General features: G+C 60.7%; 23 protein-coding genes. 9 read left to right on the top strand and 14 right to left on the bottom strand.

The window, feature by feature from the left end; all coding sequences use genetic code 11:
* Positions 1 to 3: 3 nt before the first annotated feature.
* From lspA to murJ, 4 genes are all read right to left on the bottom strand, one after another.
* Positions 4 to 516 (bottom strand): signal peptidase II, encoded by a 513-nt coding sequence (lspA, locus tag LGQ10_RS23710; protein ID WP_058434271.1) that lies wholly within the window; start codon positions 514 to 516, stop codon positions 4 to 6.
* Positions 509 to 3,340 (bottom strand): isoleucine--tRNA ligase, encoded by a 2,832-nt coding sequence (gene ileS, locus LGQ10_RS23705; RefSeq protein WP_226523373.1) that lies wholly within the window; start codon positions 3,338 to 3,340, stop codon positions 509 to 511. The genes lspA and ileS overlap by 8 nt, the downstream gene beginning before the upstream one ends.
* A 13-nt stretch (positions 3,341 to 3,353) precedes the next feature.
* Positions 3,354 to 4,298: a bifunctional riboflavin kinase/FAD synthetase gene (gene ribF / locus LGQ10_RS23700; protein ID WP_058434574.1), complete on the bottom strand. Its 945-nt coding sequence runs from the start codon at positions 4,296 to 4,298 to the stop codon at positions 3,354 to 3,356.
* A 129-nt stretch (positions 4,299 to 4,427) separates the two neighbouring features.
* Positions 4,428 to 5,966 carry a murein biosynthesis integral membrane protein MurJ gene (murJ, locus tag LGQ10_RS23695; protein ID WP_058434575.1) on the bottom strand — a complete coding sequence of 513 codons (1,539 nt, stop codon included), beginning with the start codon at positions 5,964 to 5,966 and terminating at the stop codon, positions 4,428 to 4,430.
* Positions 5,967 to 6,217: 251 nt separating this feature from the next.
* Here murJ and rpsT point away from each other — a divergent pair, with 251 nt between their 5' ends.
* Positions 6,218 to 6,496 (top strand): 30S ribosomal protein S20, encoded by a 279-nt coding sequence (gene rpsT / locus LGQ10_RS23690; RefSeq protein WP_009050949.1) that lies wholly within the window; start codon positions 6,218 to 6,220, stop codon positions 6,494 to 6,496.
* Between the two features lie 113 nt (positions 6,497 to 6,609).
* Here the strand turns inward: rpsT and LGQ10_RS23685 are convergent, their stop codons facing one another.
* The 5 genes from LGQ10_RS23685 to rplU all read right to left on the bottom strand — a co-directional run bounded on the left by LGQ10_RS23685 (position 6,610) and on the right by rplU (position 10,367).
* Positions 6,610 to 7,071 carry a CreA family protein gene (locus LGQ10_RS23685; protein WP_226523372.1) on the bottom strand — a complete coding sequence of 154 codons (462 nt, stop codon included), beginning with the start codon at positions 7,069 to 7,071 and terminating at the stop codon, positions 6,610 to 6,612.
* Positions 7,072 to 7,090: 19 nt separating this feature from the next.
* Complete coding sequence (gene proB, locus LGQ10_RS23680) at positions 7,091 to 8,209, bottom strand: glutamate 5-kinase (protein WP_058434577.1); 1,119 nt, start codon at positions 8,207 to 8,209, stop codon at positions 7,091 to 7,093.
* 134 nt (positions 8,210 to 8,343) lie between these two features.
* The gene (gene cgtA, locus LGQ10_RS23675) at positions 8,344 to 9,567 is read right to left on the bottom strand and encodes an Obg family GTPase CgtA (protein ID WP_226523371.1); all 1,224 of its coding nucleotides are present in this window, start codon (positions 9,565 to 9,567) and stop codon (positions 8,344 to 8,346) included.
* A gap of 195 nt (positions 9,568 to 9,762) precedes the next feature.
* The gene (gene rpmA, locus LGQ10_RS23670; protein ID WP_016773121.1) at positions 9,763 to 10,020 is read right to left on the bottom strand and encodes a 50S ribosomal protein L27; all 258 of its coding nucleotides are present in this window, start codon (positions 10,018 to 10,020) and stop codon (positions 9,763 to 9,765) included.
* A gap of 35 nt (positions 10,021 to 10,055) precedes the next feature.
* Positions 10,056 to 10,367 carry a 50S ribosomal protein L21 gene (rplU, locus tag LGQ10_RS23665; protein ID WP_003228361.1) on the bottom strand — a complete coding sequence of 104 codons (312 nt, stop codon included), beginning with the start codon at positions 10,365 to 10,367 and terminating at the stop codon, positions 10,056 to 10,058.
* Positions 10,368 to 10,746: 379 nt separating this feature from the next.
* On the opposite strand from rplU, the gene LGQ10_RS23660 reads away from it, so the two are divergent.
* The 3 genes from LGQ10_RS23660 to LGQ10_RS23650 all read left to right on the top strand — a co-directional run bounded on the left by LGQ10_RS23660 (position 10,747) and on the right by LGQ10_RS23650 (position 12,637).
* Positions 10,747 to 11,715, top strand: coding sequence for a polyprenyl synthetase family protein (locus LGQ10_RS23660; RefSeq protein ID WP_058437161.1), 969 nt, complete (start codon positions 10,747 to 10,749; stop codon positions 11,713 to 11,715).
* 121 nt (positions 11,716 to 11,836) lie between these two features.
* Positions 11,837 to 12,178 (top strand): zinc ribbon domain-containing protein YjdM, encoded by a 342-nt coding sequence (locus LGQ10_RS23655; RefSeq protein ID WP_226523370.1) that lies wholly within the window; start codon positions 11,837 to 11,839, stop codon positions 12,176 to 12,178.
* Between the two features lie 189 nt (positions 12,179 to 12,367).
* Entirely contained in the window at positions 12,368 to 12,637 is a 270-nt protein-coding gene (locus LGQ10_RS23650) for a hypothetical protein (protein WP_058437160.1), read from the top strand.
* Positions 12,638 to 12,724: 87 nt separating this feature from the next.
* Here LGQ10_RS23650 and LGQ10_RS23645 read toward each other — a convergent pair whose 3' ends face one another.
* The 3 genes from LGQ10_RS23645 to LGQ10_RS23635 all read right to left on the bottom strand — a co-directional run bounded on the left by LGQ10_RS23645 (position 12,725) and on the right by LGQ10_RS23635 (position 14,397).
* Positions 12,725 to 13,342, bottom strand: a complete 618-nt coding sequence (locus LGQ10_RS23645; protein ID WP_058437162.1) for an FKBP-type peptidyl-prolyl cis-trans isomerase — start codon at positions 13,340 to 13,342, stop codon at positions 12,725 to 12,727.
* A gap of 126 nt (positions 13,343 to 13,468) precedes the next feature.
* Positions 13,469 to 13,774, bottom strand: coding sequence for a DUF6482 family protein (locus LGQ10_RS23640; RefSeq protein ID WP_058433308.1), 306 nt, complete (start codon positions 13,772 to 13,774; stop codon positions 13,469 to 13,471).
* Between the two features lie 134 nt (positions 13,775 to 13,908).
* Positions 13,909 to 14,397 (bottom strand): TIGR00645 family protein, encoded by a 489-nt coding sequence (locus tag LGQ10_RS23635; protein ID WP_226523369.1) that lies wholly within the window; start codon positions 14,395 to 14,397, stop codon positions 13,909 to 13,911.
* 152 nt (positions 14,398 to 14,549) lie between these two features.
* On the opposite strand from LGQ10_RS23635, the gene LGQ10_RS23630 reads away from it, so the two are divergent.
* The gene (locus LGQ10_RS23630; RefSeq protein WP_226523368.1) at positions 14,550 to 16,382 is read left to right on the top strand and encodes a hypothetical protein; all 1,833 of its coding nucleotides are present in this window, start codon (positions 14,550 to 14,552) and stop codon (positions 16,380 to 16,382) included.
* A 21-nt stretch (positions 16,383 to 16,403) separates the two neighbouring features.
* Here the strand turns inward: LGQ10_RS23630 and LGQ10_RS23625 are convergent, their stop codons facing one another.
* Both LGQ10_RS23625 and LGQ10_RS23620 read right to left on the bottom strand, forming a co-directional pair.
* Positions 16,404 to 16,742, bottom strand: a complete 339-nt coding sequence (locus LGQ10_RS23625; protein ID WP_058436251.1) for a hypothetical protein — start codon at positions 16,740 to 16,742, stop codon at positions 16,404 to 16,406.
* 214 nt (positions 16,743 to 16,956) lie between these two features.
* Positions 16,957 to 19,395 (bottom strand): Lon protease family protein, encoded by a 2,439-nt coding sequence (locus tag LGQ10_RS23620; RefSeq protein WP_058436250.1) that lies wholly within the window; start codon positions 19,393 to 19,395, stop codon positions 16,957 to 16,959.
* 279 nt (positions 19,396 to 19,674) lie between these two features.
* On the opposite strand from LGQ10_RS23620, the gene LGQ10_RS23615 reads away from it, so the two are divergent.
* The 4 genes from LGQ10_RS23615 to LGQ10_RS23600 all read left to right on the top strand — a co-directional run bounded on the left by LGQ10_RS23615 (position 19,675) and on the right by LGQ10_RS23600 (position 23,132).
* The gene (locus LGQ10_RS23615) at positions 19,675 to 20,163 is read left to right on the top strand and encodes a DUF3015 domain-containing protein (protein WP_058436249.1); all 489 of its coding nucleotides are present in this window, start codon (positions 19,675 to 19,677) and stop codon (positions 20,161 to 20,163) included.
* A gap of 93 nt (positions 20,164 to 20,256) precedes the next feature.
* Positions 20,257 to 22,110: a DUF4105 domain-containing protein gene (locus tag LGQ10_RS23610; RefSeq protein WP_226523367.1), complete on the top strand. Its 1,854-nt coding sequence runs from the start codon at positions 20,257 to 20,259 to the stop codon at positions 22,108 to 22,110.
* Positions 22,111 to 22,209: 99 nt separating this feature from the next.
* Positions 22,210 to 22,566, top strand: coding sequence for a hypothetical protein (locus tag LGQ10_RS23605; protein ID WP_058436248.1), 357 nt, complete (start codon positions 22,210 to 22,212; stop codon positions 22,564 to 22,566).
* A 71-nt stretch (positions 22,567 to 22,637) separates the two neighbouring features.
* The gene (locus tag LGQ10_RS23600; RefSeq protein WP_058436247.1) at positions 22,638 to 23,132 is read left to right on the top strand and encodes a GreA/GreB family elongation factor; all 495 of its coding nucleotides are present in this window, start codon (positions 22,638 to 22,640) and stop codon (positions 23,130 to 23,132) included.
* Positions 23,133 to 23,136 lie beyond the last annotated feature (4 nt).

Genomic DNA, 23,136 nt, shown 5'->3' with positions numbered 1-23,136 from the left:
TGCTCAGTCATGAACGGTTTCTCCGGTTTTCTTGCTCTTGAACATATCCAGGGCCAGCATCACGGCACCGACGGTAATGGCGCTGTCGGCGAAGTTGAATGCCGGGAAGTACCAGCGGTTCTGCCAGTGCACCAGGATGAAATCGATGACGTGACCCAGGACGATACGGTCATACAAGTTGCCCAAGGCACCTCCCAGTACCAGTGACAGGGCGATGGCCAACCAGGTTTCGTTGCGCCCCAGGCGCTTGAGCCAAACCACCAGCACTGCACTGACCACGATCGCGATCAGGGCGAACAGCCAGCGTTGCCAGCCAGAGCCGTCAGCCAGGAAGCTGAAGGCCGCGCCAGTGTTGTAGGCCAGGGTCCAGCTGAAGTAGTCGGGAATCACCACGATCTGCTGGTACATGGTCAAAGCGTTTTCGAAGTGCAGCTTGCTGACCTGGTCGATGACCAGGACCAGCACGCTCAGCAACAGCCAGCCCAGACGACCGAAACGGCCTGTGGCATTAGGCATAATGGCGAACCTCGCCTGCACCGCTGATGTTGTCTACGCAACGACCGCAGATTTCCGGGTGCTCGGGGTGCACGCCAACGTCTTCACGGCAGTGCCAGCAACGGGCGCACTTGACGAAATTCGACTTGACCACCTTGAGCTTGAGGCCGCCGACTTCGGTTTCCACCGCGTCCGCCGGTGCCTGCGCCAGGGGCGCGACACTGGCGGTGGAGGTGATCAGCACGAAGCGCAGTTCGTTGCTCAGCTTGGCCAGGTCGGCCGACAGCGAGTCCTCGGCGTACAGGGTCACTTCGGCCTGCAGGTTGCCACCCACCGCTTTCGCAGCGCGCTGGTTCTCCAGCTCCTTGTTGACCGCGACCTTGACCGCCATGATCCGGTCCCAGTAGGCACGGCCCAGCTCGAAGCCTTCCGGCAGCTCGCTCAGACCTTCGTACCAGGTGTTAAGCATCACCGACTCGTTGCGCTCGCCCGGCAGGTACTGCCACAACTCATCGGCAGTGAAGGCCAGGATCGGCGCGATCCAGCGCACCAGCGCTTCGCAGATGTGGTACAGCGCGGTCTGCGCCGACCGGCGCGCCTTGCTGTTGGCGCCGGTGGTGTACTGGCGATCCTTGATGATGTCCAGGTAGAAACCGCCCAGCTCCTGCACGCAGAAATTGTGCACCTTGGAGTAGACGTTCCAGAAGCGGTACTCGCCGTAGTGCAGTTCCAGCTCGCGCTGCAGCAGCAGGGTACGGTCCACGGCCCAACGGTCCAGGGCCAGCATTTCTTCGGCCGGCAGCAGGTCAGTGGCCGGGTTGAAGCCGCTCAGGTTGGAAAGCAGGAAGCGCGCGGTGTTGCGGATCCGCCGATAGGCGTCGGCACTGCGCTGCAGGATCTGGTCGGAAACCGCCATCTCGCCGGAGTAGTCGGTGGCCGAGACCCACAGACGCATGATGTCGGCGCCCAGGGTGTCGTTGACCTTCTGCGGCGCGATCACGTTGCCCAGGGACTTGGACATCTTGCGACCGTTCTCGTCCACGGTGAAACCGTGGGTCAGCAGCTCACGGTACGGCGCATGGTTGTCAATGGCGCAACCGGTGAGCAGGGACGAGTGGAACCAGCCACGATGCTGGTCCGAACCTTCCAGGTACAGGTCGGCCCGCGGACCGCTTTCGTGGCCCATCGGGTGCGAACCGCGCAGCACGTGCCAGTGAGTGGTGCCGGAGTCGAACCAGACGTCCAGGGTGTCGCTGATCTTGTCGTACTGAGCGGCTTCGTCGCCCAGCAGTTCAGCAGCGTCCATCTTGAACCAGGCCTCGATGCCTTCCTGCTCCACGCGCTTGGCCACTTCTTCCATCAGCTCGACGGTGCGTGGGTGCAGGTCGCCACTTTCCTTGTTCAGGAAGAACGGGATCGGCACACCCCAGTTGCGCTGGCGAGAGATGCACCAGTCCGGGCGGTTGGCGATCATCGAATGCAGACGTGCCTGGCCCCAGGCCGGTACGAACTGGGTGTCTTCGATGGCTTGCAAGGCACGCTGGCGCAAGGTGTCGCCGGCTTCCGGCTGCTTGTCCATGCCGACGAACCATTGCGCCGTGGCGCGATAGATCAGCGGGGTCTTGTGACGCCAGCAGTGCATGTAGCTGTGGCTGATGGTTTCGGTGTGCAGCAACGCACCGACTTCGCTCAGCTTGTCGACGATTGCCGGATTGGCCTTCCAGATGAACTGGCCGCCGAAGAACTCCAGCGCTGGGGCATAGACGCCGTTGCTCTGCACCGGGGTGAGGATGTCGTCATTGACCATGCCGTAGCGCTTGCAGGTCACGAAGTCGTCTTCACCGTAGGCCGGGGCCGAGTGCACCACGCCAGTGCCGGCGCCCAGCTCCACGTACTCGGCCAGGTACACCGGCGACAAGCGATCGTAGAACGGGTGACGGAAGTTGATCAGCTCCAGGGCCGAACCTGGCGCGGTAGCGATCACCGAACCTTCCAGGTTGTAGCGGGCCAGACAGGACTCCACCAGCTCTTCAGCCAGCACTAGCAGGCGCTCGCCGGTGTCGACCAGCGCGTAGTTGAACTCCGGGTGGACGTTCAGCGCCTGGTTGGCCGGGATGGTCCACGGGGTGGTGGTCCAGATCACGATAGCTGCAGGCTTGGCCAGCTTGGCCAGGCCGAAAGCACCGGCCAGCTTGGCTTCGTCGGCGATCGGGAAGGCTACGTCGATGGTGGCGGACTTCTTGTCCTGGTACTCGACTTCAGCTTCAGCCAGGGCCGAACCGCAATCGAAGCACCAGTTCACCGGCTTCAGGCCCTTGAACACGAAACCACCCTTGACCATCTCGGCCAAGGCACGGATTTCACCGGCCTCGTTGGCAAAGTTCATGGTCTTGTAGGGGTTCGCCCAGTCACCCAGCACGCCGAGGCGAATGAACTCGGCCTTCTGCCCTTCGATCTGCTCGGAGGCATAGGCGCGGCACAGCTCGCGGGTCTGGTCCGAGGACAGGTTCTTGCCGTGGGTCACCTCGACCTTGTGCTCGATCGGCAGGCCATGGCAGTCCCAGCCTGGAACATAAGGCGCGTCGAAACCCGCCAGGGTTTTCGAGCGGATGATCATGTCCTTGAGAATCTTGTTGACCGCATGACCGATGTGAATCGAGCCGTTGGCATAGGGAGGACCGTCGTGCAGAACGAACTTGGGACGATCCTTGCCAATCTCGCGCAACTTTCCGTACAGGCCAATGCTGTCCCAACGCTGCAGAATCTGTGGTTCGCGCTGAGGCAGGCCGGCCTTCATTGGGAAGGCGGTGTCCGGAAGGTTTAACGTGGCTTTATAGTCGGTCATTTAAGGCTCTTCATTAGCGATTGGCGCTATGGATACGTGCAACTTGGGCACGGGCGGCGGCAACATCCGCATTGATCGCCGTCTTCAACGCCTCCAGGGAGGCGAAACGCTGCTCTTCACGCAGCTTTTGGTGGAAAACCACCGTCAAACGCCGGTCGTACAGGTCACCGGCAAAATCTAGGAGATGAACTTCCAGGTGGGCCTTGCCATCACCTGCAACCGTAGGCCTCACGCCGATATTGGCGACGCCGGGCCAGTTCTTGCCATCGATGTCGACGCTGACCAGGTAAACCCCGGAAAGCGGCACCCGACGACGCTTCAACTGCACGTTGGCAGTGGGCGTGCCCAGCTGGCGCGCCAGTTTCTGGCCGTGCAGCACCCGCCCGGCAATCCGGTACGGACGGCCGAGCAGACGCTCGGCCAGCTCGAAATCGGCAGCAGCCAGGGCATTGCGGACCTGGGTACTGCTGATGCGCAATCCATCCAGTTCGACGGTCTGGGCCGCCTCGACGCTAAACCCGTGGGTTGCGCCAGCTTGCTGGAGGAATTCGAAGTCACCGACCCGATCGCAGCCGAAACGGAAATCGTCGCCGACTTCCAGATGCCGCACACCCAGCCCATCCACCAGTATCCGCTCGACGAACTCGCTGGCACTGAGCTTGCTCAAGCGCTGGTTGAACGCCAGGCACAAGACCCGGTCGACCCCCGCCTGCGCCAGCAGCTGCAGTTTGTCCCGCAGGCGAGCCAGGCGCGCCGGAGCGGTTTCGGGGGAAAAGAATTCACGCGGCTGTGGCTCGAAAATCACCACGCAGCTGGGCACGCCCAACTCGAGCGCACGCTCACGCAGCCGGCCCAGGATAGCCTGGTGACCACGGTGAACACCGTCAAAGTTGCCAATAGTGGCGACGCAGCCCCGATGCTGGGGGCGCAGATTGTGAAGGCCTCGAACCAGCTGCATAACGCGCTTCTTGCTCATAAAGTGGTCGATTATAACCACACCAGGCGGCTGACGACAGGCAGCACCGCAACCCAAAGTGATCGAACCGACAAAACCTGTGTCCGCCCTGCTCCGACGACTGGAAACTCGTCAGCCCAGGGCCTTGCGATTGAAATCCCGCAGGCGAAAACCCTGCAAGGCCAGCATGCCGAAATACGCCACCACCCCAGCCACCACCAGAGCGCCCAGACGCAGGAAACGCTGGAGCATATGGCCCTGGTCCCAGGCGGGCATGAAATGCATTGCACCCAGCAATACCGCCGACATGACCGCTACCGCCACGACCAGCTTCAGAATGAACATCCCCCAGCCTGGTTGCGGCTGGAACATCCCCTGCTTGCGCAGCTGGTAGAACAGCAGTCCGGCGTTGATACAGGCCCCGCCGCTGATGGCCAGGGCCAGCCCGGCGTGCTTCAGGGAGCCGATGAGTGCCAGGTTCAGCAATTGAGTGATGACCAGGGTAAAAATGGCGATTTTCACCGGGGTCCGGATGTTCTGCTGGGCATAGAAGCCCGGCGCCAGCACCTTGATCATGATGATGCCCAGCAAGCCTACAGCGTAAGCCACCAGCGCCCGCTGGGTCATGGATGCGTCAAAGGCGCTGAACTCACCATACTGGAACAGTGAGACGGTCAGCGGCTCGGCAAGGATAGCCAGCGCCAGGGAACAAGGCAGCACCAGGATGAAACACAGTCGCAGCCCCCAATCGAGTATCCGCGAATACTCATGCCTATCCTTGTTGGCGTAGGTCTTGGCCAGAGTTGGCAACAAGATGGTGCCCAGCGCTACGCCCAGCACTCCGGAGGGCAGCTCCATGAGACGGTCGGCGTAATACATCCAGGAGACCGAACCTGCGACCAGGAACGAGGCGAAGATGGTGTTGATGATCAGCGAGATCTGACTGACCGATACCCCGAGAATGGCCGGCAGCATCTGCTTCAACACTCGCCATACCCCGGTATCGCGCAGGTTCAGGCGCGGCAGTACCAGCATGCCGATCTTCTTCAGGTGCGGCAGCTGGTAGAGCAGTTGTGCCAGACCGCCAGCCAGTACGGCCCAGCCCAGGGCCATCACCGGCGGGTCGAAATAGGGCGTGAGGAACAACGCGAAGATGATCATGCTGACATTGAGCAGGGTCGGTACAAAGGCCGGTACCGAGAAGCGATTCCAGGTATTGAGGATCGCCCCGGCCAGGGACGACAGGGAGATCAGCAATATATAAGGAAAAGTCACTCGCAACAGGTCGGAGGTCAGGGCGAACTTTTCCGGGGAATCGACAAAACCCGGCGCAGTGGCCCAGATCACCCAGGGGGCGGCAATCATTCCCAGGGCAGTGACCAGCGCCAGGACCAGGGTCAGCAACCCCGAGACATAAGCGATGAAGGTACGCGTCGCCTCCTCGCCCTGCTGGGTCTTGTATTCCGCCAGGATCGGCACGAAAGCCTGAGAGAACGCGCCCTCGGCGAAAATCCGCCGCAGCAGATTGGGCAACTTGAAGGCAATGAAGAAAGCGTCCGTGGCCATGCCGGCGCCAAAGGTTCGCGCAATGATGGTGTCGCGCACGAAACCCAGCACCCGGGAAAGCATCGTGATAGAGCTGACGGCGGCCAACGACTTGAGCAGGTTCATGAAAAGGTTTGCGCCTTGTAGATAAACAGCAGGCGAAAGGACACCCACCTGTGCGATACTCCGCGCCGCAACAGCACAGAGCCAAAGCTCGCGAGTTTACAGGTCAAGCGCTGGAAATAAATATCCCGCCTCTACAGATCGACCACTCAGCGGAACGCATCAGCTGCCCTTGACAACACATCAACTCATCGGCATGATTCGCGGCCTATTTTGTTTGCTATTTCCTAAAAAGTCTTTCGAGGAGCTCGACGGTGGCCAACTCACCTTCCGCCAAAAAACGCGCAAAACAGGCTGAGAAGCGTCGCAGCCACAACGCCAGCCTGCGTTCCATGGTTCGTACCTACATCAAGAATGTAGTTAAAGCCATCGACGCAAAAGACGCCGAAAAAGCGCAAGCCGCTTACGTTCTGGCCGTGCCAGTTATCGACCGCATGGCCGATAAAGGCATCATCCACAAGAACAAAGCTGCTCGCCATAAAGGCCGCCTGAATGGCCACATCAAGGCTCTGAAGCTCGCTGCTGCAGCCTAAGCGACACGCTTGTTAAAAAACCGACCCAAGGGTCGGTTTTTTATTGCCTGCCATTTACCCCAGCAACAAGCCAGCCCAGCATCCGCCAGGCCAGCCCACCAACGATCAAGCCATTACTGGTGCGGCCAAGGAAGGATCGGAATCGCCGTCACCGCATTCTGCGGACTACCCTCGATCAAGCGATCACTGTAGACCAGGTACACCAGGGTATTGCGCTTCTTATCAAGGAAACGCACCACCTGCATGGTCTTGAACACCAGCGACGTGCGCTCCTTGAACACCTCTTCGCCATCCTTGAGATCGCCCTTGAAGGCAATTGCCCCCACCTGGCGACAGGCAATGGAGGCCTCGGCCCGATCCTCAGCCAGACCCAGGCCACCCTTGAGACCGCCAGTCTTGGCTCGCGACAGATAACAGGTCACGCCTTCAACCTTCGGATCATCGAAAGCCTCGACCACAATCCGGTCGTTCGGCCCCACGAACTTGAACACCGTGGACACCTGGCCAATCTCTTCCGCCGAAACCATCAACGGCAGCGCCAAGAGCAGACCCAACAATCCTTTTGCTACACGCATTCGCTTTTCCTTACGCCACTTACACCAGAATCAGGTTATCGCGGTGCACCAGTTCCGGCTCCGCCATGTAACCCAGGACACCGACAATCGCGTCGGAAGGCTGACCAATGATCTTCTGCGCCTCAAGCGCACTGTAGTTGGCCAAGCCACGGGCAATCTCACGACCATCCGGCGCCACGCAAACCACCATTTCACCACGCCGGAAACCGCCCTGGACCTGCTTGACCCCTACCGGCAACAAGCTCTTGCGCCCCTCAGCCAGAGCAGACACAGCCCCCTCATCCAGCATCAGGGTGCCACGGGTCTGCAGGTGGCCGGCCAGCCACTGCTTGCGCGCCGCCAGCATGCCGCGCTCCGGCGACAGCAAGGTGCCGATGCGTTCGCCAGCCTTCAAGCGATCCAGCACCCGCTCCAGGCGCCCACCCACAATGATCGTGTGCGCCCCGGAACGCGCCGCCAGCCGAGCCGCACGCAGCTTGGTCTGCATGCCACCGCGCCCCAACGCGCCACCGGTACCGCCAGCCACCGCATCCAGCGCCGGATCATCAGCTCGCGCCTCGTAAATCAGCTGAGCATCGGGATTATTGCGCGGATCAGCATCGAACATGCCGTCACGATCAGTAAGAATCACCAGCAAGTCGGCTTCCACCAGGTTGGCCACCAGCGCCGCCAGGGTGTCGTTATCGCCAAAACGGATCTCGTCGGTCACCACAGTGTCATTCTCATTGATCACCGGAATCACCTTGAGCTCGACCAGCGCACGCAAGGTACTGCGCGCATTGAGGTAACGCTTGCGATCCGACAGGTCGTCATGGGTCAGGAGAATCTGCGCGGTATGCCGGCCATGCTCGGCAAAACTCGACTCCCAGGCCTGCACCAGCCCCATCTGACCGATGGCCGCGGCAGCTTGCAGCTCGTGCATCGCACTCGGTCGTGCGGTCCAACCCAGGCGGCTCATGCCAGCAGCAACAGCACCGGAAGACACCAGCACCAACTCGACACCAGCCTCATGCAAGGCCACCATCTGCTCGACCCACACACCCATCGCCGCGCGATCCAGCCCCTTGCCGTCCGCCGTCAGCAGCGCACTGCCGATCTTCACGACCCAGCGCTGCGCACCTGTCACCTTGCTCCGCATCTTATTCAACCTTGGCTTGAGGGCACACGACCGAGCGCACCCATATCGTTATTCGTAGCTACGCTTCTTGATGCAAGTTTCCCGGATACTAAAACGCCGCTCATTGAGCGGCGCTTGTAGTTTACTGCAACGAATCAGTCACGGACGTAAATGATTTCCGGACCATCTTCATCATCCACATCTTCCTCATCCCAGTCATCGTCACCGATGTCATGGACGCTCTTCACACCACTGCGGCGCAGGGCACGCTGGTCATCAAGGGCCTGCAACTGGGCACGCGCCTCATCCTCGATGCGCTGATCCAGCTCAGCCAACTCGTCAGCAAAAGCCGGGTCAGCCGCCAGACGATCAGCACGATCCTCCAGGTAACGCATGATGTCGCGACTCAGACGCTCGGTACCATCCTTGGAGATGGCCGAGATCACATATACCGGGCCAGTCCACTCGAGACGATCGACGATCTCCTTGACCCGCTCCTCGTGCTCCTCCTCGAGGATCTGATCACACTTGTTAAGCACCAGCCAGCGTTCGCGCTCAGCCAGGGACGGACTGAATTTCATCAGCTCGTTGACGATCACTTCCGCCGCATCCGCCGGGCTGCTTTCGTCCAATGGAGCCATGTCCACCAAGTGCAACAGGATACGGGTCCGCGCCAGATGCTTGAGGAAACGGATACCCAGGCCAGCGCCGTCGGAAGCACCTTCGATCAAGCCTGGAATGTCGGCAATCACGAAGCTTTTCCAGCGGTCGACACTGACCACACCCAGGTTCGGCACCAGGGTCGTGAACGGATAGTCGGCCACCTTGGGCTTGGCTGCGGAAACCGAACGAATGAAGGTGCTCTTGCCAGCATTCGGCAAGCCCAGCAAGCCAACGTCCGCCAGCACCTTGAGCTCAAGCTTGAGATCGCGCTGCTCACCCGGCTTGCCCGGAGTGGTCTGGCGCGGAGCACGGTTGGTACTGGACTTGAAGCGAGTGTTACCCAGGCCGTGCCACCCCCCCTGGACCACCATCAACCGCTGACCAGCCTTGGTCAGGTCGCCAATGACTTCCTGAGTGCCTGCATCGATGATCGTGGTACCGACCGGAACCCGCAGTTCCAGATCTTCACCCTTCTTGCCCGTGCAGTCGGTGCTTCCACCATTGGAACCGCGTTCGGCATCGAAATGGCGGGTGTAACGGTAATCCACCAGGGTATTGAGGTTTTCGTCGGCGACCATGTAGATCGAACCGCCATCACCACCATCACCACCGTTGGGGCCACCATTCTCGATGAATTTTTCACGACGGAAACTCATGCAACCATTGCCGCCGTCGCCAGCTTTTACTCGAATCGATACTTCATCAACAAACTTCATGTTCAAACGCCTCTCGCCACACGGGCGAGCTGAAAAGCACTAAGACATAAGACTCTTGCAAAAATGAGCGCAGCGACCTCAATCAACGACCGAAACCTCCAACGCTGGCAGCTCGTACAAACAGCTTTGCAAGAGACTCATCCCATAAACGAAAAAGCCCCGTCGCGAGACAGGGCTTTTCCAGCGATCGCACAATTAAGCTGCGATGACGCTCACGTAACGACGACCGAAGGCGCCTTTTACTTCAAACTTGATCACGCCTTCGATTTTCGCGAACAGGGTGTGATCTTTACCCATGCCAACGCCGTAACCAGCGTGGAATTGGGTGCCGCGCTGACGCACGATGATGTTGCCGGCCTTGATGACCTGGCCGCCATACATCTTCACGCCAAGGCGTTTGGCTTCTGAGTCGCGACCGTTACGGGTACTACCACCAGCTTTTTTGTGTGCCATGAGTTCAATTCTCCTAGTGAGGAATTAGGCTGAAATTAAGCCTGAATACCGGTGATTTTGATCTCGGTGAACCACTGGCGGTGGCCCATACGCTTCATGTGGTGCTTACGGCGACGGAACTTGATGATGCGGACTTTATCGTGACGACCTTGGGAAATCACTTCAGCCTTGACGGTTGCGCCAGCAACAACAGGTGCGCCGATGTTCACGTCGTCGCCATTGGCAACCAACAGAACGCGGTCAAAAGTCACGGATTCGCCAGTAGCGACTTCCAGTTTTTCGATCTTCAGGTATTCACCTTCAGCGACCTTGTATTGCTTACCGCCGGTAACGATTACTGCGTACATGGTATTTCTCCGATAATCCTGCTCACCCAGCTCTTTATAAGAAGAGGTATTGGCTGGCATGGCTGCATGAGGCTGGAACGGCCCAGTGCAATTGCGTAAGGCAGGTGCTGCCCAGGAAGTTCAGGGTGCGCGATTGTACGCAAGGCACAATAGCGATGCAAGTGCCACTCAGGCTGTACAGGGCAAGGCTACACGCCCCTTGCGCGCGAGAAACGACGACCTGCAATCAGGTTTTAATGGCAAACGACGACCATTAACCTAGTGTCTTACCCTGACAAATTACCGCACGCCGGGGCTTTGACTGCCCGGGAAGGCGCCTTGACACCTGTGGACGCGGGTCCTAGCATGCCGCGCACCCCTTCTGGAGCACCTGTCACTGATGCAACCCCAAGCTTTCTACCGCGCGGTGGCGGAAGATTTTAGCGCCGTCGACGGCATCATCAAGAAACAACTGACGTCCCGTGTACCGCTGGTCTCGAAAATCGGCGACTACATCACCTCGGCCGGCGGCAAGCGCCTGCGCCCTCTGCTTGTGCTGCTGTGTGGCAAGGCCCTGGGTCGTGAAGGCGACGAACTGCGCCTGCTGGCCGCCACCATCGAGTTCCTGCACACCGCGACCCTGCTGCATGACGACGTGGTCGACATGTCCGGCATGCGCCGTGGCCGGTCGACTGCCAATGCCATGTGGGGCAACGCTCCCAGCGTGCTGGTGGGCGACTTCCTGTACTCGCGCTCGTTTGAAATGATGGTCGAGCTGGGTTCGATGCCGGTCATGCGCATCCTGTCCCAGGCCACTCGTGTCATCGCCGAGGGCGAAGTCCTGCAGTTGTCCAAGGTACGTGACGCGAGCACCACCGAAGAAACCTACATGGAAGTCATCCGCGGCAAGACCGCAATGCTCTTCGAAGCCTCGACCCACAGTGCCGCGGCCCTGGCCGGCGCCACCCCGGAGCAGGCGGAGGCCTTGCGCACCTTCGGTGATCACCTGGGCGTGGCCTTCCAGCTGGTCGACGACCTGCTGGACTATCGCGGTGATGCCGAGACCCTGGGCAAGAACGTGGGCGATGACCTGGCAGAAGGCAAGCCGACGCTGCCGCTGATCTACACCATGCGCGAAGGCACTCCGGAACAGGCCGCCCTGGTTCGCCAGGCGATCCAGAAAGGCGGGATCGAGGATCTGGAAAGCATCCGCAATGCCGTCGAAGCCTCGGGCTCCCTGGACTACACCGCCCAGTTGGCCCGCGACTACGTCGCACGCGCCATCGCCTGCCTGGAAGCCCTTCCGGCGAGCGAGTACCGCGACGCCCTGGTGGAACTGAGCGAATTCGCAGTCGCCCGCACCCACTGAACATGCCTCCGGCCCCTGTCAACGGCAGGGGCCGGCTCTGCGCCGCGCCCTGCGCCCCCTCTTCCCCGCAAAACCCTATACAATGTGCGCTTTTTAGCCATCCTGACTTTGAGGAGCCTAAGTGAGCACTTTGCCACCCTGCCCAAAATGCAATTCCGAATACACCTATGAAGACGGCACGCAGCTGATCTGTCCCGAGTGCGCCCATGAGTGGTCCGCCAGCGGCGAAGCCGAGACCGTGGCAGCTGAAGCAGTGAAGAAGGATTCGGTGGGCAACGTGCTGCAAGACGGCGACACCATCACCGTGATCAAGGACCTCAAGGTCAAGGGCACCTCCCTGGTGGTCAAGGTCGGCACCAAGGTCAAGAACATCCGCCTATGCGACGGTGACCACGACATCGATTGCAAGATCGACGGCATCGGCCCTATGAAGCTCAAGTCCGAGTTCGTTCGCAAGGTCTGAATGCCTTCCCTCTCGCCCCACAGCGAGAGGGATCCTCCCCCCTCCCCGCCACAACATTGCCTGCAAAGGGCCTGTTCTCTTGCTCGAAAACATTTTCTGCACAGAAAAGGACAGAAACCGCCAATAGGCACTTGCTATTCATTGAATAAGAATTATTCTCATTGAACCCCATTCAAGGAGATAAACACCATGACTTATTTGATCGATGCCTGGCTGGACCGCCCACACCCTTACCTGCGAATCCTGCATCGGGAAACCGGGGAAGTCTGTGCGGTACTGGAAGAGGAAGCCCTGAACGAGCTGCAGGACCAGGGGGATCTGGACCTCAATGGGTTGAGCTCCAGCGAACCGCTGGTACTCAAGGAACTGGTACGTAACCTGTTTCTGTTCTGCTACGCCAGAGCCTTGCGGCCGACCGGTGCCGAGGCTCAGGGCCTGAGTGCAAGAATCCGTCTATGAAACCCAAGCCGATAAAGGAGCCTGCCTGCTGGCGCTGAACAGTCTGCGGCCAAGCCGCCATCGTTCGCAGGCCGGCTCCTCTACAAATTACAGAACGTCCAGCAGCTCGACGTCGAATACCAGAACGCTATGCGGTGGAATGCTGCCCACGCCCTGTGCGCCGTAAGCCAGTTCGCTCGGCACGTACAGGCGCCATTTGCTACCGGCGTTCATCAGTTGCAGCGCTTCAGTCCAACCCGCGATCACGCCGCCTACCGGGAACTCGGCAGGTTGACCACGCTCGTAGGAACTGTCGAAGACAGTGCCGTCGATCAAGGTGCCGTGGTAGTGAGTACGCACTTGGTCTTCACGGGTCGGCTTAGCGCCGTCACCGGCGGTCAGCACTTCGAATTGCAGGCCGGAAGCCAGGGTAGTGATGCCTTCGCGCTTGGCGTTTTCCGCCAGGAATGCCAGACCGGCACCCGCAGCTGCTTCAGCCTTGGCAGCCGCCTCAGCCTGCATGATGTCGCGGATGACCTTGAAGCTGGCAGACATTTCTTCCTGGCCGACACGGCTTGGCTTGCCGGCGAAAGCGTCGGTCAGGCCTGCCAGGATCGCGTCCAGGCTCACACCCGGTGGTGGGTTGTCACGCAGTTGGTCGCCCAGCTGACGGCCAATACCGTAGCTGACGCGGGTTTCGTCGGTAGACAGATTTACTTCGGACATGACGCTGCTCCGCTGTGCGGACGACTCGGGAAAGGCCCTGCAATCACAGCACCTTCCGGAGCGCCCGGAACCAAAAGGGCGAGCAGACTAGCACAGAAGAACCGCACGGATCATCGCCGCCCGGCCTCAGCCCCCGGTATGCAGGGTGATGGGGACTTTCAGGCTGTCCTCGCCATTGGCCGACAAACCACACATTTCGTCATGTACCGAGGTATGGATCAGGTTGAACGGCAGCTCGGGAAAGGCTTCCAGCACCTCCCGGGCATGCTCCACCGAGCGCAGGGGGAACACCTGGCCATGAGTATCGCTCAGTGGATAGGCCGCCCCGTGCATGCGCGCTTCGAGCAGATAGATCCCGCCCTCAAGGGAGATCAGGTTCAGCTCATCGACTTTTCCGGCAATGGCGTAGGCATTCATTTCCTGCAGGTTCATGAGCGCACCTCGTGCATTCCAGGCCCGTGATACCTAAAGGGATATGCCCCAACCTGGAAAAGCACAAGGCACAAACGACACCGCCCGTCCGTTACGCAACGGCCGGGCGGCAGTCATTCGATTCGCAAGGATCTTCAGTGCTTGGTCAGCTTGTCCAGGTAGCCCATGGCAAACGCCGACACCACGAAGGTCATGTGGATCACCACGTACCACAGCAGGTATTCCGTGGGGGTATTCTTGGCATCCATGAACACCCGCAACAGGTGAATCGAGGAAATGGCCACGATGGATGCCGCCACCTTCATCTTCAGCGACGAGGAGTCCATCTTGCCCAGCCAGCTGAGCTTCTCCTTGTCTTCATCGATGTCCAGTTGCGAGACGAAGTTCTCGTAGCCGGAGATCATCACCATCACCAGCAACCCTCCCACCAGCGCCATGTCGATCAACGACAGCAGGACCAGGATCAACTCGGACTCGGCCATGGAAAACACGCTGGGGATGACGTGGAAGACTTCCTGGAAGAACTTCAATGCCAGCGCCAGCAGGCCCAGGGACAGGCCGAAGTAGATCGGCGCCAGCAGCCAGCGTGACGCATACATTGTATTTTCGATAAAACGTTCCATTGGAACCTCACAGCCGGTGTAAAAACGGCGGCGAGTATATCAGCGCCCCAAAACCCCATAAACCAAAGCCTCCCGGGTTTTTCCAGACGATTTTTCTGCTAGTGTCGAAGCCGCTCCTACTGCTCACCGACCCTGGACAGGAAAACTGGAAAATGGATGTGCGATTGCCTTTGGCGAGTCTCTGCCTTTGCCTGGCCTTGCTGAGCAGCGGCGGCTGTTCGCCCAGCGATGAAAAGAAAGAGGCCAACCTCAAGGACGAGGCAACACAGCTGGAAAAGGCCCTGGCGGCTATCCAGGACCCCAAGCTCAAGGACGCTTTCGCCGATCTCGGTGGGTCGCTGCTGTTGCTGGAGCGCGCGCAACTCAAGCTCGCCAGCAAGCCTGTCGAGACCGAATACGGCGATGACAACCTTGCCCTGCTCAAGCGCTACCCCACTCCACAGGCGCTGGTGGATACCTACATCAATGGCCTGTTCGTGCTGCGCAAGCGTTCGAACTCGGACTACCTGACCGACCTGCAGCCAATCTTTCCGTTTACCTTCAGCATCCCCGGGCAGTTCCCTTTCCCCCATGGCCTGGAGTGGCAGTCGGTCACCCTGAGCAACAAGAAAGTCGTGGCCTTCCAGCCCGAGTGGTCGGAAACCGATCCCGGCATCCAGTTGAGCCCCTCCAGCTCGAACATCACCAACCCGGATGACCTGACCGTCGCCTACCCCTTCATCGAGGGCCTGGAGATCGACAACAAGAGCCAGCCACAGCCTGTCTCCCTGCAAGGTCAGCTCGAGGTTATCGCCCCCGGGCGGATACTTGGTTTCGAACTGACCAGGGCCGATATCGGCAAGCCACGCAAGGATGACAACATCAGCCTGACCCTGTTGGCCCTGGACAAGAACGTTGCCGAGATCGCAATGGACAACTACGCAGCACTGCCTGAGCAAGCCGGCGACGCCTCGATCAACCCACTGCTGGTACAGGCCCGCGACAGCAGCGGCCAGGTCCTTTCACGCTCGGGCTCGATCAACGAGGACGCCGAGCAGGTTGCCTTCTACCGGCGACAACTGGCCGAGATGCAAAAGCAGACCACCTGGAGCGAGGCATTCGAAAAACAGCTGGAGGAAGAACAGCGGGCCTTCGACCGCCAGCACACCCGGCACTATGCCAAGGTCTATTTCAACGGCATGGCGGACAAGCTGGAAGTGGCCGTACTGGACTTCTCCCAGGCCCAGGTCACGCGCAAGGAACTGGACCTGCCGGTGCTGCGTTTTGAACGCAACACCACCGACAAGGCCATCCAGCCATTGCCGATGCCCGTGGTGGTCTATGACGACCAGGCGGCCAACTATCTCAAGGGAGCGCAGATCGACGAGGAGTCGCTGAAGAAGTCGGTGACCATCAGCCAGTCAGTGGAAGATGCCAGTGCCGTACGGATCGAGTTCAATCATCCACGGACCTTCAACGACGAACTGCTGGGCTCGCAGTTCAGTACCGGTGACACGCCGCTGACCTTCTTCACCCAGAACGACCAGGGCCAGCGTGGCGAGCCCATCGAGTTGCCGGATGAAGCCTTCGAGATCGATGCGATGCGCGGCGTCATCACCTATGACCTGAACCTGTTTCCGGAGACCCCGGCCTATGCCGTCGGCTCGGTCCCCCTGTTCCTGGCCAGCATCGAAAAACAGGCTGTCGATCCACAGCGATTGCCCAAGGGCCTCGAGCTCAAGGGCAATGCCCTGATCGTCGACCAGAAACTCTTTCCTTCGGACGCCTGGCGCTTCTATGCCAAGGATGCGAGCGGCCAGTACCTCAAGGAAATCCTGGCAGTCACCCACAGTGCCCCGAACTACGGGCCGGCACTGTATGACGTCCATTACTTCTACGGCCAGCCGAGCCAGCTGGAAACCTACAACCGCAGTGAACTGAACACCGTGGAATATGGTTTCGAGGTCAAGCTCGACAAGGTCGAGTCCGCAGCCCCTGCGCCCTAGCCCGGCACAGAGGCCTGGCCATCAATGCTCGGGATGGAACTGCAGATCACCGTTTCGTCCCCGCCCTCCATTGATCTGACGTAACTGGGCCTGCAGATGCAGGCACCAGATCTGCGGGTCGTCAGCCAGCTGATAACCGTGAGTCGTCAGGCTTTCAACGATGGAATCGAGAATGGACTCGGCGACCACCGGACCACAGAACGGCCCCTGGGACTTGATCGCTGAAGGTTGTTCACCGGCCATTCCGGCGGCAAAGAGAAGCGTCCACATACCGTTGTCTCCCGCCAAGGGGCGGATACAGCATTCGATACGGGTAACGAGGCCAAGGCATTGGCGAGTGAGGCAAAGGTTGCGCGACATGGCGGCGACCCTCGGGTAGATCCACTATTCAGCCATCGGTCGAAGGCTGTTTCGATCCAGCGACGATTGTCGTTCTCCTTGCCCTGAGGATAGAAGAAAAGCCCGATAAACAAAGTTGACCGATCCAACAGGCGCCGAATGGTCTATTTTGAAAAATTGGCGTCAGCGCACCGACGCCAACGGCGAGGGCCCATGCCCTCGCCATCGACCGCCATCAGGCCGGCTTGGTTTCTGTCAGCGCCTCCTGCGCCTGCTCCTTTTCTGCCTCCTTCAGGTCTTCCTCGCTGATCATCTCGGCGATCACCCGCAAACGCTCCACCACCCGAGCGTTGACACTGCCCTCGGGGAACTGCCCTTCGGCATCCGGCTCACCAGCAGGCTCGCCTACCAGCAGGCTCAGGGCTTCGTCGGCCTGGCGCACCGCATACACATGGAACTGCCCATTGCGTACCGCCTGCAAGACCTTCTCGTCGAGCATCAGGGTGGCGACGTTGGCCTGGGGAATGATCGCGCCCTGCTCGCCAGTCAGCCCACGGGCTTCGCACAGGCGGAAGAAACCTTCGATCTTCTCGTTGACCCCGCCAACGGCCTGCACTTCACCGAACTGGTTGATCGAACCGGTGATGGCGAAGCACTGCTTGAGCGGCGTCCTCGACAGCGCCGAGATCAAGGTGCACGCCTCGCCCAACGAAGCACTGTCGCCGTCCACATAACCGTAGGACTGCTCCAGGGCGATGCTCGCGGAGATCGCCAGGGGGAATTCCTGGGCATAACGGCTGCCCAGGTAGCCGGTCAGGATCATCACACCCTTGGAGTGAATCGGCTGGCCCAGGTTGACCTCCCGCTCGATGTCGACGATACCGCTGCCACCGGGGTACACCGTGGCGGAAATCCGCGCCGGCACGCCGAACGCCGAGTCACCCACTTCCAGCACGGTCAGGCCATTGCACTTGCCCACTGCGGCGCCATCGGTGTCGATGAGGATGATGCCGGCCAGCATGTCATCGAGAATTCGTGCCGAGACCCGACCGGTGCGGGTGGCCTTGGCCTTGAGCGCACGCTCGATATGCCCGGCATCGGTCATTTCATCCGAAGCCAGGTGGCGAATGAAATCGGCCTCGCTGACCAGTTGGAACAGGTCGCCGATCCGGGCCGACAAGCGTCCCTGGTGCTCGGCCAGGCGCGCACTGTAGGTGGCCAGGCGCGCCACCGCATCAGCGGTCAGCGGTGCCATGCCCTCCTCCGAGGTACGGGTCTTGAGCAACTGGGCGAACTGTTCCAGGCTCTCGTCGACCATCGGGATGTCTTCGTCGAAGTCCACCAGCACGCGGAACATTTCCTGGAAGTCCGGATCCAGGTCCTGCAGCGTGTAGTACAGCTGGCGAGCACCGATGATGATCACCTTGACCTGCAACGGGATCACCTGCGGCGTCAGGGTCACGGTGGCCAGGCGCCCCATCTCCCCCAAAGGCGACTCCATCTTCAGCTTTCGCGATTGCAGGGCGCGCTTGAGCGCATCCCAGACAAAGGGCTCGCTGAGCATCTTCTCGGCTTCCAGGATCAGGAAACCACCGTTGGCCCGATGCAATGCCCCAGGGCGCAACTGTCGATAGGTGGTGTAGAGCGCGCCCTGGTCGGTGCTGTATTCGATACGCCCGAACAGGTTGTCGTAGGTCGGATGAGGCTCGAACACCACCGGGGCGCCACCGCTGGCAGGGTGGCCCACCACCAGGCTCGGGCAGTACTGCTCCTCCAGCAGCTTGCGGGCTACTGCGTCGGTCTTGCTGTCATCCACCAATTGCTCGACCACGGTTTTGAGCAGGTACACCTGCATGGCCTGCAGGTAGCCGCAGACCCCGGCGTTTTCCGCATACTTCTCCGACAGCGGCGCCAGCAACGGCTGCAAGGCCAGGGTGATGGTTTCTTCGTTGAGCTGGCGCATCTGATTGCTCGATTCACGCTTCCACTGCGGCAGGCTCGCCAACTCTTCATTGAGCCGCTCTTCCAGGCCGGAAATGTCCTCGTGGAACCGCTCGCGATCGGCCTCCGGCAACTGGGCGAACTCGGCCTCATCCAGGGCCTTGCCCTCGTACATCGGCGTGAAAGCGATGTTGCTGCTGTCACGGTACAGCGCCACATCCTTCTCCAGAGCCAGGCGCTCGATCACGTCCAGGGCGCGGTCATAACGCTGGTTGAAGGCCCGGTCGATGGCGCTCTTCTTCTGCTGATAGGACGGATGCTCGAAAACCGCAGGAAAGGTGGCCAGCAGGTTGTCGATCAGGCCGTTGATGTCGGAGATGAAGCTGCCCGCGGCGCCCGCTGCCAGCTCCAGCGCCCGGGGTTCGCGCGGCTCGTCGAAGTTGTTGACGTAGACCCAGTCCGACGGCGTCTGCAGGCGCTTGCCCTCGGCCTTGAGGTAACGTTTGACGAAGGAAAAGCGGCCGGTGCCCGGCTCGCCCATGACGAATACGTTGTAGCCGGGACGCGGCATGGCCACGCCGAATTGCAAGGCCTCGACTGCACGTTCCTGGCCAAGCACACCGCGAAAAGGCTCCAGATCATTGGTGGTCGAGAAGCTGAACTGCTCAGCGGAAAAAGGACGGGTCAAGGCTTCAGGCGCAAGACGCAGGCTGGCGGCAACAGGATCAGGCATCGGACTTCCTTACATCAGGCGGGGCGGATGGCGGCATTCTGGCGCTGGCTGTGCCCCACTGGCAAGGCACGGCTGATGGCAAGGCGCAGGTGGAGCCCCGGCTGTCCCCCCATGCCAGGGTGGTATCCGGCATTTCAGGCATCACGTTGTAAATAGTTACGGAACCGATGGAATCTGCCTAAACTCCAAATTGCGCGGCCGGATACATAACCGGTCCCCTGGTGCCGACACGGACCAGCCTCCCTGTCCATTATTGGTATGCACAAAGAGAACAACGCTATGAAACGGATTCTTCTCGGTACTCTCTTCACCGCCGTCTCCCTGAACGCCATGGCTCAAGCGCCCGGCGGCCCGGACTGCGGTTGGGGCAACATGCTGTTCAAAGGCCAGCGCGGCACTCCAGCCCACTTCCTGGCGTCCACCACCAACGGCACCTCCGGCAACGCGACATTCGGCATGACTTCCGGCACCAACGGCTGCTCCACCAACGCTGCCCTGACCTACGGTGGCAAGTCCTGGTTCGCCATGAACGGCATGATGAACGAGCTGTCCGAAGACATGGCCAAAGGCCAGGGCGAAGCCCTGACTACCTACGCCGTGGTTCTGGGTGTCGCTCCCGAAGACCGTGAGCACTTCGCCGCGGTGACCCATGAACACTTCCAGCAGATCTTCAGCAAGGCCGACGTGACCGCCGAAGACGTGCACACCAACACCCTGGCCGTACTGAAGGGCGATACACGCCTGGCCAAGTACGCCACTCCAGCCTAAGCCGACCCCCACCCGCTCCTTTCGGGGAGCGGGTTTTTTCTTGTTGATGCTGCCCATTGCGGGCTTTTGTATTTCCGACTCAAGTTGCCCACCATGCTCAAACGCCTTGCCTACCTGGCGCTCTGTGCCTGCGCCCCGCTGTCTGCCGCGCCCCACATTGATTCCCAACGTTTGCAGCAACTGGCCAGTGACCCGTTCTGGATCTCCATTGGCCACTACGAGACCGCCAAGCTCGGCGGCTGGCGCAGCTACGTCAGCGACCCGCGATTCTTCCTCGCTGCTGACGGCGCCCATCACCCCGATGCCGAACTGAGCGCAACCCTCGATGCGCTCTACGCTCCGGCCAGCGCCGGCGAACGGCATGCCCAGTGCGTGTACCCGGCCCGTACCCGCTGGCTCAAGGCACAGCTGGGGCTCAAGGACCTGCCCGACGTCCAGTGCCGCGAATTCACCCAGTGGTTCAAGGATGTCGCCCCCCACAGCACCGTGATGATCTTCCCGGCGGCCTACCTCAACAGCCCCTCATCGATGTTCGGCCACACCCTGCTGCGCATCGATCAGGCCGACGTACAGAGCAACAACACCGCCCTGCTCAGCTACGCCATCAACTTCGGTGCCTACATCGAAGGCTCGGACAACAGCATTCTCTATGCCTGGAAAGGCCTGATGGGCGGCTATCCCGGACTGTTCGCACTGGTGCCCTACCAGGAGAAGCTGTCCGAGTACCGCAGCCTGGAGAACCGCGACCTGTGGGAATATCGGTTGAACCTGACCCAGGAGGAGACCGAGCGCATGGTGGAGCATGTCTGGGAGCTGAAGCAGATCAAGTTCGATTACTTCTTCTTCGACGAGAACTGCTCCTACCGCTTGCTGGAACTGCTGCAGGTAGCCCGCCCCAGCCTGCGCCTGACCGAGCAATTTCCCCTGACCGCGATCCCCACGGACACCGTCAAGGCAGTCAAGGACGCCGGGCTGGTGGAGCGGATCGACTATCGCCCTTCCCGGGAACGCGAACTGCTCAGCCGCGCCCAACCCTTGAGCCACGAGGAACAGCAGTGGGTACTCAAGGTCAGTGCGGACCAGAAGCAGTTGCAGGAGCCTGCGTTCAAGGCCCTGCCCCGAGCCCGCCAGGCACTCATCGTGGATGCCGCCTACCGCCTCGAGCGCTATCGGGCCAACGGCCTGGAGCGCGATGCCGAACGTTCGCAACGCAGCTTCGAACTGCTCAAGGCCATCAACCAGAACCCTGCGCCGCAGTTGCAGATCGAGCGCCCGGGCCTGCCGGAAGATGGTCACCAGTCCCGGACGTGGCAGCTCGGGGTGGGAACCCGCGACGACAAGGCCTTTGCCGAATACGGCCTGCGCATGGCTTATCACGATCTCAACGACAACGCCGAAGGCTTTCCCCTGGGAGCCCAAATCGAGATCCTGCAAATGAAGCTGCGCCAGTACGAGGGCAATCGCTGGCAGCTGCAACAGCTGGACCTGGCGACCATTCGTTCCCTGACTCCGCGCAACGAGTTGCTGCAACCCTGGTCCTGGCAGGTGACTGGCGGCCTGGAGCGAGTGCCGGGCAAGCATGACGACGAAACCCTGGTCAGCCATGTCAACGGCGGTGCCGGCGGTACCTGGCAACTGGGCGAGGAGACCCTGGGCTTTGCCCTCGGTACGGTGCGGGTTGAGCACAACGCCGACTTCGCCGGGTTCATTGCCCCGGCTGCAGGCTTCAACTCCGGCATCCTGTGGAAGAACCCGCTGGGCAACTTCAGCCTGGAAGCCAAGGGCGACTACTTCACCAACGGCGAAGTACGCCGCAGCCTGAGCCTCAACCAGCAGTGGGAGCTATCGCGCAACCTGGGCCTGCGCCTGAGCGCGCAACGCGAGTTCAGCCAGCTGGCCAGCCCGGTCAATGAAGTCATGCTCGAACTCAAGTGGTACCACTATTAACGGCAGCTGCGAGCGTCAAGCTGCTAGCGACAAGGTTTTCACGCGCCACCGACAATCGCCCTTCTAGACTTCACTCATGTGAAGTCTGGGAGTTCCTCGATGTGGCGTTACGCTTGGGCATTGCTGGCACTGGCCCTGATCGGTGGCTGTGAATCAACCCACGAGCATCTGCTCGCGCAGGGCTATCCGCCAGCATTCGCCGATGGCTTCGATGCCGGCTGTGTCAGTGGCCGCCAGGCCGCGGGGTCCATCAGCGGAGAGTTTCGCAAGGACGTGCCCCGCTACCTCGAGGACCGGCAGTACGCCGAAGGCTGGGATGACGGTTTCCGCCAATGCCAGGCCATGCTGGAGAACCAGGACCGCAACGACTATCGAGAGCGGCACTGGGACGAGCGTGAACGGGCCTGGCAACAGGAAAAGGACCGCGATGCGGCCCGGGTCTATCGCTCGCCGTAAGTCGTTTTCAGCTAACCGGCGAGGTCAAAAGCCTGCAACCATGGTCCAGTCCTCCACTCAGGGAGAAAACCATGAGCCGCGCTTTCGTCAATGAAGACCAGGCCGCCGCCCAGGCCGAACAGCCGGTGGAACGCCAGGTCAGCGCCCAACCCAACTACGTCACGCCCCAGGGTCTTGCCCAATTGCAGGCCCGGGTGGCCCTGCTGCACAGCCAGCACAGCGAGCAAAACGACCTGGGGGATGCCGCCGACAAGCAACGGATAGCCGAGCTTGCCCGCGACCTGCGCTATTTCACCCAGCGCCTGCACAGCGCCCAGGTGGTGAGCGCGGCTACTTCAACCGACAAGGTGCAGATCGGCAGCCGGGTCACCTTCGCCGATGAGCAGGACCGCCAGCAGAGCGTGCAATTGGTCGGAGAGGATCAAGCAGATGCGGCCAGCGGCCTGGTCAACTGGGCGTCGCCCCTGGGCCGGGCCTTGCTGGGAGCTCGGCCCGGGGACGAAGTGTTGTGGCAGCGGCCGGCGGGAGACCGGTTGATCGAAATCATCCGGATCGAGCCGGCCTGAGGGA

It is taken from the genome of Pseudomonas sp. L5B5 (genome assembly GCF_020520285.1).
In the GTDB taxonomy this organism is placed as follows: Bacteria; Pseudomonadota; Gammaproteobacteria; order Pseudomonadales; family Pseudomonadaceae; genus Aquipseudomonas.
Note: the sequence above shows the minus strand (reverse complement) of the source record. Positions and strands in the feature narration are given on the sequence as shown.

Bases quoted from the DNA above. Each gene is read 5' to 3' on its own strand.
- lspA (WP_058434271.1), bottom strand. From the start codon at position 516: ATGCCTAATGCCACAGGCCGTTTCGGTCGTCTGGGCTGGCTGTTGCTG.
- ileS (WP_226523373.1), bottom strand. From the start codon at position 3,340: ATGACCGACTATAAAGCCACGTTAAACCTTCCGGACACCGCCTTCCCA.
- ribF (WP_058434574.1), bottom strand. From the start codon at position 4,298: ATGCAGCTGGTTCGAGGCCTTCACAATCTGCGCCCCCAGCATCGGGGC.
- murJ (WP_058434575.1), bottom strand. From the start codon at position 5,966: ATGAACCTGCTCAAGTCGTTGGCCGCCGTCAGCTCTATCACGATGCTT.
- LGQ10_RS23685 (WP_226523372.1), bottom strand. From the start codon at position 7,071: ATGCGTGTAGCAAAAGGATTGTTGGGTCTGCTCTTGGCGCTGCCGTTG.
- proB (WP_058434577.1), bottom strand. From the start codon at position 8,209: ATGCGGAGCAAGGTGACAGGTGCGCAGCGCTGGGTCGTGAAGATCGGC.
- cgtA (WP_226523371.1), bottom strand. From the start codon at position 9,567: ATGAAGTTTGTTGATGAAGTATCGATTCGAGTAAAAGCTGGCGACGGC.
- rpmA (WP_016773121.1), bottom strand. From the start codon at position 10,020: ATGGCACACAAAAAAGCTGGTGGTAGTACCCGTAACGGTCGCGACTCA.
- rplU (WP_003228361.1), bottom strand. From the start codon at position 10,367: ATGTACGCAGTAATCGTTACCGGCGGTAAGCAATACAAGGTCGCTGAA.
- LGQ10_RS23660 (WP_058437161.1), top strand. From the start codon at position 10,747: ATGCAACCCCAAGCTTTCTACCGCGCGGTGGCGGAAGATTTTAGCGCC.
- LGQ10_RS23650 (WP_058437160.1), top strand. From the start codon at position 12,368: ATGACTTATTTGATCGATGCCTGGCTGGACCGCCCACACCCTTACCTG.
- LGQ10_RS23645 (WP_058437162.1), bottom strand. From the start codon at position 13,342: ATGTCCGAAGTAAATCTGTCTACCGACGAAACCCGCGTCAGCTACGGT.
- LGQ10_RS23640 (WP_058433308.1), bottom strand. From the start codon at position 13,774: ATGAACCTGCAGGAAATGAATGCCTACGCCATTGCCGGAAAAGTCGAT.
- LGQ10_RS23635 (WP_226523369.1), bottom strand. From the start codon at position 14,397: ATGGAACGTTTTATCGAAAATACAATGTATGCGTCACGCTGGCTGCTG.
- LGQ10_RS23630 (WP_226523368.1), top strand. From the start codon at position 14,550: ATGGATGTGCGATTGCCTTTGGCGAGTCTCTGCCTTTGCCTGGCCTTG.
- LGQ10_RS23625 (WP_058436251.1), bottom strand. From the start codon at position 16,742: ATGTCGCGCAACCTTTGCCTCACTCGCCAATGCCTTGGCCTCGTTACC.
- LGQ10_RS23620 (WP_058436250.1), bottom strand. From the start codon at position 19,395: ATGCCTGATCCTGTTGCCGCCAGCCTGCGTCTTGCGCCTGAAGCCTTG.
- LGQ10_RS23615 (WP_058436249.1), top strand. From the start codon at position 19,675: ATGAAACGGATTCTTCTCGGTACTCTCTTCACCGCCGTCTCCCTGAAC.
- LGQ10_RS23610 (WP_226523367.1), top strand. From the start codon at position 20,257: ATGCTCAAACGCCTTGCCTACCTGGCGCTCTGTGCCTGCGCCCCGCTG.
- LGQ10_RS23605 (WP_058436248.1), top strand. From the start codon at position 22,210: ATGTGGCGTTACGCTTGGGCATTGCTGGCACTGGCCCTGATCGGTGGC.
- LGQ10_RS23600 (WP_058436247.1), top strand. From the start codon at position 22,638: ATGAGCCGCGCTTTCGTCAATGAAGACCAGGCCGCCGCCCAGGCCGAA.